The sequence below is a fragment of the Mesorhizobium sp. M0293 genome (assembly GCF_040321735.1).
GTDB lineage: Bacteria > Pseudomonadota > Alphaproteobacteria > Rhizobiales > Rhizobiaceae > Mesorhizobium.
The window spans coordinates 95,797-101,864 of the sequence record NZ_JAMYSA010000009.1 but is presented as its reverse complement, the minus strand read 5'-3'; the positions used below and the strand labels follow the sequence as shown (position 1 = coordinate 101,864).

6 protein-coding genes are annotated in these 6,068 nt (G+C 62.3%); all 6 read right to left on the bottom strand.

All coding sequences use genetic code 11. The annotated features are described in order from the left end of the window. On the bottom strand, window positions 1-989 hold a 989-nt coding region (gene tilS, locus NKJ06_RS06280; protein ID WP_352809380.1), incomplete at its 3' end, for a tRNA lysidine(34) synthetase TilS. Window positions 990-1,041: 52 nt separating this feature from the next. Beyond that, the gene (gene ybgF, locus NKJ06_RS06275; RefSeq protein ID WP_352632057.1) at window positions 1,042-2,151 is read right to left on the bottom strand and encodes a tol-pal system protein YbgF; all 1,110 of its coding nucleotides are present in this window, start codon (window positions 2,149-2,151) and stop codon (window positions 1,042-1,044) included. Window positions 2,152-2,373: 222 nt separating this feature from the next. Next, window positions 2,374-2,880, bottom strand: a complete 507-nt coding sequence (pal, locus tag NKJ06_RS06270; RefSeq protein WP_109664780.1) for a peptidoglycan-associated lipoprotein Pal — start codon at window positions 2,878-2,880, stop codon at window positions 2,374-2,376. Between the two features lie 255 nt (window positions 2,881-3,135). After that, complete coding sequence (locus tag NKJ06_RS06265; protein ID WP_352632055.1) at window positions 3,136-3,513, bottom strand: four helix bundle protein; 378 nt, start codon at window positions 3,511-3,513, stop codon at window positions 3,136-3,138. Window positions 3,514-3,551: 38 nt separating this feature from the next. Next, window positions 3,552-4,835 (bottom strand): Tol-Pal system beta propeller repeat protein TolB, encoded by a 1,284-nt coding sequence (tolB, locus tag NKJ06_RS06260; RefSeq protein ID WP_502905587.1) that lies wholly within the window; start codon window positions 4,833-4,835, stop codon window positions 3,552-3,554. 67 nt (window positions 4,836-4,902) lie between these two features. Beyond that, entirely contained in the window at window positions 4,903-6,060 is a 1,158-nt protein-coding gene (gene tolA / locus NKJ06_RS06255) for a cell envelope integrity protein TolA (protein ID WP_352809375.1), read from the bottom strand. Between the last annotated feature and the right edge of the window lie 8 nt (window positions 6,061-6,068).

Sequence of the window (6,068 nt, the reverse complement as noted above, 5' to 3'; positions counted from 1 at the left end):
CGCGCCTCACGGCGCAGTAAAATGCCGGCGCGCCGGGAATCGACAACCGTCCGCGACAATGTGGCGCAAAGAAATCCGGCCTTCAGCCGGCCAAACAGCGCCTCGCCGCGGGCCTGATCCGGCAAGAACGCAATCCCGCCTGTCGTGGCCAGCAGGATGCGCAACGCGTAAACGGCCGCCCGCTCGTCACCGGCGCACAGAAAACCCGGATCAAGACGAATGAGGCCGATGGCTGGCTGGCTGGCGAAGCGATGGATCAAATCGGCAGCGCTGGCGCCAAGCTGCATGCGCTCGACGGCGGCCTGGCTGGCGAGCATTAACGTGCCCTCCATATGCTCGACACTCTCGCCAGCAAGTGCGGCGCGCACACGCGGCCGCTCGAAGGCCTCGTCGATATTGGTCGGATCGTCGGCCCAGCCGACATGTTCACCCCGCAAGAAATCACGAAGCGCCGAGCGTCGCGTCCCCAGAAGCGGGCGAACGATCCACTCGCGCCAGCCATACAGAGTGGCCGGCGCCATGCCGGCAAGCCCGCGGCCTGTCATGCCGGCATCGCCTGGGCCCTCATTCCGCGCGTGCCGCATCAGCACCGTCTCCGCCTGGTCGTCGGCGGTATGGCCGGTCAGGATCAGGCCGATGCCTTCCGCTCGTGCCGCCTCGGCCAGCAGCCGGTAGCGCGCTTCGCGCGCGGCGGCGGGCAGACCGGTCAAGGGCTTGGGGCCCGACCATGTCAGGATACGGTGTGGAATTCCATACGTGGCGCACAGCTTGGCCATCGCTTGCGCTTCCGCCGCCGAACCGGGCCGCAAATCATGGTCGATCGTCACTGCCAGCAGCTTCGTTGCCGGCGCCGTGCGGTCGAGATGGTGTTTGAGAAGAAGGAGCAGGGCGGTCGAGTCGCCGCCGCCGGAAACGGCTGCAACAGCGCCGCTGGTAAAATCGATGTGCGAAAAAATTCTGGTCGAAAATTCAGGCTCGATGTCGAGCATCAATGCGTGTCGCCCAAAAGTGGCCCCGGGACAACGACATGCATCAGAAAGATCAGCACGCAGCCAGGGCCTTCTCCTGCTTGACGCGTTCCTTGAGCGCAGTGGAAATATCAGGGTAGCGCTTGCCGACCTCGCTGAAGGTGGCGCAGGCAACGTCGTGCTGCTTGAGGCCGACCAGCGACACGCCGAGCTTCAGCAGCATGTCGGGAGCCTTCTTGGCCTTGGGGTAGTCCTTGCTGGCGGCAAGGAAAGTCTCAGCGGCGTCTCGGTATTTCTGCTGGCCGAGCAGTGACTCACCCAGCCAGTAATGCGCGTCCGCCGCCTTCGCATCCCTGGGGAAGCGGGCGATGTGGTCGCGAAAACCCTGTTCGGCGGTGCCGTAATCGCCCGAGAGGATAAACTGGTAGGAGTTGCGGTAGAGTTCCTCCGGATCGTTGGTGGCGGGCAATGCGGCGATCACCGTATCGGATTTGCCGGCCTTGGGAGGCGCGCTGGTGGCAGGCGCGGTTTCCTGCGCCGGCGCGGTCGACTGGGTGTTGCCGCCGGCGTCGACGACATTACCGTTCTTGTCGACGGTGATGGTTCCGAAAGTCTTTTCGGGCGCTCCCGTACCGGGAATTACCTTGCCGGGGTCGCCATCGGGGGATTCGACGATGACGTCCTGGACCGTCTTGCCGCCTGCTGACTGGTCGTTGCCGGGCGCGGCGCCGGCATCGGCTGGCGTCTGTGTTGCCGGGGCCGCCGCTACGTCGTTGTCGGTGCCGGTGGTTGCGTCCGATTTCTTCTGTGCCGGCGGCTGTCCGCCTTGCGTGCCGCCGCCTTCAAGCTGCTGGAAGCGGAATTCATTGTCTTCCTGCTGCTTGCGGATCTGCTCCTGCATCTGCAGGACCTGGAAATTGAGTTCCTCGATCTTGCCGTTCATCTGCCGCAGCTGCTCTTCCAGGCTGGTGACGGCGGCAGGATCGGACTGCACCATCTGAACCTGATCCGGTTTTTTCTTTTGACCGAAAATGCCGGGCAATTCGATGCTGGGCAGATGGAAGGAAAAGCCGCTTTCGGTTGATTGCCCTGTGCCGCTCACCCCCAAGCCGCTAGCTAGGGCGGTGACGCCTGATAGGAGCAGCAGCGCAAGCGTGCCGCTCAGAACCGATCTCAAATGCATGTGCCTCTCGCAGTGATTTCGTTAGCTTGTTTGCGCCTTCCAATCAGAATGGGACCAGCCAAGCGCCCTCGGCTCATAGCAGGAGCCGAGACTTCGGCCAAATTTTGTTTCAGGTGGCTGGATATGAAAAAGGCGGCCAAAAGGCCGCCTTTCGCAGAGGTATGTTGCATTTTTACCGCTAGACCGCCGCGCGTTCTTTTGACGCGCCGGTCGGCTGATGCCTCAGGAACCGGCGCCGCTGAGCGTGGTGACCGCACGGCGGTTCTGCGACCAGCAGGAGATGTCGTCGCACACCGCGACCGGACGCTCCTTGCCATAGGAAATGGTCTTGAGACGGCTGGCCGAGACACCCTTGGCGACGAGGAAGTCGCGGGTGGCTGCAGCGCGGCGGGCGCCGAGCGCCAGATTGTACTCGCGCGTGCCGCGTTCGTCGGCATGGCCTTCGACGACGATGGCATACTGCTTGTACTGGTTCAGCCACTGCGCCTGACGAGCCAGCGTCGTCTGAGCGTCGGCGCGGATCGAGGTCGAGTCCGTATCGAAGAAGATACGGTCGCCGATGTTGACGGTGAAATCCTGCGCCGAGCCGGGTGTTGCAGCACCGGCGCCGTTGAGGCCAAGATCGGCCGCGTTGTTCGGCGTCTTCTTCGAGGCGCAACCGGCGATGGCGAGCATCGCCACCAGCGCGATCATGACCGGGTTTCTGGTAAGTGCTGCAATACGGCCCATGCCGCCTCTCCTTCGTATTTCGAGTGATTGTATTCGAGTGATTTCGTTGATCACCCAGTAACCACGTTTGGGTTAACCGGCATTCAAGAAACACGGTTAAAATTTGGTTTAGGCTGCCCGTCCGCAGCTGTTTGGCCATGAGCCACAGTTGGCGCGGACCCTAGGCGGAAATGCGGCCAAAACGCGACGAGGTGATGGAAAAAAGGGAATTGAAGAGCTGAGGAATTGAAGAAATGACGAACCCGGCGGGATAGTTCACTTCAGCTTTTCTCTCAGATTGATCAGCATGCCGTGGACATGCGCATATGCTTGCAGCCACTCGTCGTATTGCGCCCGGCCGATGTATTCCAGATCGAACGCGTAGGATATCCACGTCTCCACTTCGCTGCACGACCCCATCGCCATCGAAATGAACCGTGCGAACTCCGGTCTGGAATGTGTCTGCTTGGCAAATCCCTCAGCCAGATTGGCGCAGATTCCCTTGCTGGAACGACGCAACTGATCGGCCAATGCGTATTGCTCAATCTTCGGGAAAGCGAGCGTAGCTTTATGTACGTCAAGAGAAACCGCATAAGCGCGCTTATAGACTTCTAGATCCTTCGCACGCTTGATATAATTCGCCGGTTTCTCCATCTTCAATTCTTCAATTCGTCATTTCTCCAATTCGCCTCTTACTCGAGCAGCGGCGACCAAGCTGGGTCCGAAGCGAAATTCGTCGTCGGGATCGATTGCTCGTTGCGTCCAGTAAGATCGACCGAAACCAGTTTGGGCCCGCCGGCGGAGTCGCGGAAAAACATCAGTACGCGGCCGTTCGGCGCCCAGGTCGGTCCCTCCTGCTGGAAGCCGGAGGACAGGATGCGCTCGCCGGAGCCATCGGTCTTCATGACGCCGATCTGGAATTCGCCGCCGGTCTGCTTGGTAAAGGCGATGAGTTGGGCGCGCGGCCACCACACCGGCGTCGAATAGACCCCGTCGCCGAACGAGATGCGGTTCTGGCCCGAGCCATCGGCGCCCATCACGTAGATCTGTGCACGGCCGCCGCGATCGGAGGTGAACACCACCTGGCTACCGTCGGGCGAATAGGACGGCGAGGTGTCGATGGCGGTCGAATTGGTCAGCCGTGTCGTCGAACGGCTACGCAGATCCATGGCGAAGATGTTGGAATTGCCGTCGTCGCGCAGCAGGCTCATGATCACCTTCTGGCCATCGGGCGAAAAGCGCGGCGCAAAGGTCATGCCGGGGAAATTGCCGACCAGTTCGCGCTGGCCGGTCTCGATCTGCAAGAGATAGACCCGCGGCTGACCGCTTTCATAGGACATGTAGGTGATTTCTTGCCGGTTCGGCGAGAAACGCGGCGTCAGCACGATCGACTTGCCATCCGAGAGATAGCGGATGTTGGCGCCGTCCTGGTCCATGATGGCGAGGCGCTTCTTGCGCGCGTTCTTGGCGCCGGATTCGTCGATGAAGACAACGCGTGTGTCGAAATAGCCTTTTTCGCCGGTCAGCCGCTCATAGATGGCGTCGGCGATGATGTGGGCGACACGCCGCTGATTGGCGTCGTTGGCGAAGAACTGCTCGCCGGACATCTGCTGGCCGGCAAAGGTGTCCCACAACCGGTACTGGGCGCGGATACGGCCGTCGGCTTCCTTGCTGACGCTGCCGGTGACCAGCGCCTGCGCGTTGATGACCTTCCAGTCGTCGAAGCGCGGGGCTGCATCCGGGTTGGTGATCTTCTCGATAAAAGCGCTCTTGTCGATGGGCGCAAAGAGCCCCGAACGCTTCAGGTCGGCGGTGACGATCTGCGAAATCTGCGCGCCAAGCGCGTCGCCGCCCTGGAAATCGGTGATGGCGATCGGAAGCGGCTCGACATTGCCCTTGTTGACGTTGAGCTCGACGAGCGCCAGCGCCGGCAACGTGCCCGCAGCGGTCATGCCCATCGCCATTGCTGCGACCATCAGGAGCGGCTTGAGGATTGATTTCATGTCTTCTCGCTTCTCGTACTGATTTTCGGATACTCGGGCCTTAGAGGCCGAGCATTTCCCTAGGATCGAAGGTGACGCGGACGTCGGCCCAGATGTCCTGCTTGCCCGCGGGAACCTGCAGGCCGGTGACATCACATTTTTGCACCGCGCGAACGGCACTTTCGTCGAACTGACGGCTTCCGCTCGACTTTTCGACCGCCGGGCGCCCATCCAGCTTGCCGGAGGCATCCAGATTGAACCGCACCACGACGACAAAATTCTCGGAACCTTCAAGGCCTGCGGGAAGGGTCCAGCAGCCGCCGAGCTGGCTTTCCAGGGCGCCCATTTCCGACCTGGAAAGCTTCTGGCCCTGGTCCTTGTCGCCGCCAAGCGACGCCTGCTGGGTCGAGCGCTTGGCGCCGCCGCCGGATGGCTTCTGCTTGTCGAGGAGAGCGGAAATCTCGTCGGCGTTGAATTGCTTGTCGTCGGACTTCGGCTTCGACGAGGCTTCCTTGACTGGCTTGTCGGCATCCTTGCGGTCCGGCGCCTTGGCGCTTTCGGCCTGTGCCGGCTGCGGCTTTGGCCGTGCTTCCGGCGCGGGCGCGGAATCCGGCAGCTGCGTCGCTTCGGCCGGCGGCTCCTGCGCTATGGCTTCGGCAACGGCGTCAGGCTTGACCTCGGGCGGCGGATCGATCGCAGCGGTCGTGTCCTGCGGCGGCGGGGTCGGGGCCGGTTTGGCCGGTGTCGGCTTGGGATCGACTTGCTTGACCGGCTCGGGCTTGACCTCTTCCTTGGGCGTCGGTGCCGGCGCCACTTCCGTTGCCGGCGTAGGCTTCGGCTTCTCCTGCGGCTTCGGCACGTCCTCGGGCTTCGGCTTCTCGATCGGGGTCGGCGCGGGCGGCGGAGCCGAGGTCATGTCGACGGGCTTCGGCTTGGCTTCCGGCGTTATCGGCTTGTCGGTATCGACGCTGTTCTCGCCAACCTTCTGCGCATCGGGAACGACGTCCGGGCGCTGCGTCGGCACAGGTGCCGGCTTTTCATGCATCACGGCCTTCTTGTCGCCCTGCAACGTCTGCGCAATGGCTTCCATCGGCACGATATCGACCGCGACCGACTCGACGTCGGAAGACGGAAGCGCGGCCGGCGCCGTCAGCGTGAACAGGCCGAAGGTCAGCGCCGCCGCATGCAAGATCACCGATGTGGTGAGGCCGGTCTTCATCTTCTTGT